The sequence below is a fragment of the Vibrio makurazakiensis genome (assembly GCF_050337375.1).
GTDB lineage: Bacteria > Pseudomonadota > Gammaproteobacteria > Enterobacterales > Vibrionaceae > Vibrio > Vibrio makurazakiensis.
Genome location: NZ_JAKJSW010000463.1, coordinates 1 through 933, shown reverse-complemented (window position 1 = coordinate 933; position 933 = coordinate 1). Strand labels below are relative to the sequence as shown.

At 43.9% G+C, this 933-nt stretch carries 4 tRNA genes; all 4 read left to right on the top strand.

Annotation, left to right across the window (positions count from 1 at the left end):
- Nucleotides 1-146 precede the first annotated feature (146 nt).
- Nucleotides 147-220, top strand: a tRNA-Cys gene (locus L4C33_RS22485).
- A 36-nt stretch (nt 221-256) separates the two neighbouring features.
- Nucleotides 257-332, top strand: a tRNA-Gly gene (locus L4C33_RS22480).
- An 81-nt stretch (nt 333-413) separates the two neighbouring features.
- Nucleotides 414-500: transfer RNA gene (locus L4C33_RS22475), tRNA-Leu, on the top strand.
- Nucleotides 501-577: 77 nt separating this feature from the next.
- Nucleotides 578-651: transfer RNA gene (locus L4C33_RS22470), tRNA-Cys, on the top strand.
- Nucleotides 652-933: the final 282 nt, after the last annotated feature.

Here is a 933-nt window from a genome sequence, read left to right as displayed (position 1 = left end):
GTAGACACAAGGGATTTAAAATCCCTCGGCGTTCGCGCTGTGCCGGTTCAAGTCCGGCCCGGGGCACCATCTATTTGTTAGCTWSATGCTAGCGAASYTCAGAGTAGTTCTCTTAAATCACTACAACATAYAGTTATGTTGATAAAGGCGCCTTGGCAGAGTGGCTATGCAGCGGATTGCAAATCCGTGGACCTCGGTTCGACTCCGGGAGGCGCCTCCATTATCTTTCCCATTTATGGGAGATGAATAATGCARTGCGATACTAGCTCAGTTGGTAGAGCGCAACCTTGCCAAGGTTGAGGTCATCGGTTCGAACCCGATGTATCGCTCCAAAATTTGAAGTGTTGATGAATTTCRACATTTAAGATGGTGTTTTACTTTTCAGTAATCGGCATCGCAATAAAGAATTGCGTGCCCTGGTGGTGGAATTGGTAGACACAAGGGATTTAAAATCCCTCGGCGTTCGCGCTGTGCCGGTTCAAGTCCGGCCCGGGGCACCATCTATTTGTTAGCTWCATGCTAGCGAASYTCAGAGTAGTTCTCTTAAATCACTACAACATATAGTCATGTTGATAAAGGCGCCTTGGCAGAGTGGCTATGCAGCGGATTGCAAATCCGTGGACCTCGGTTCGACTCCGGGAGGCGCCTCCACTATCGTTATCCCCGTATATAAATTCCATATCATAAGTCATTCATGTAGAAGCGTACCTCCACAATCATTCACGCACTCTTTCTAATCTACAGACTTATCCAATCAACTCTCAATTTAGTTTCCATACAGAATTTCTCTGATGCTTATCGCATAAAATCATAATTTTTTATTTCGAAATACGTCGCAGAATTAGTTAAATCTTAATGAGATTTATTTCCCAAGACCCATTCAACCCCCTTCCTGAAATGTTGTTTAAGCTACTGTTTAATAATGATTATTAT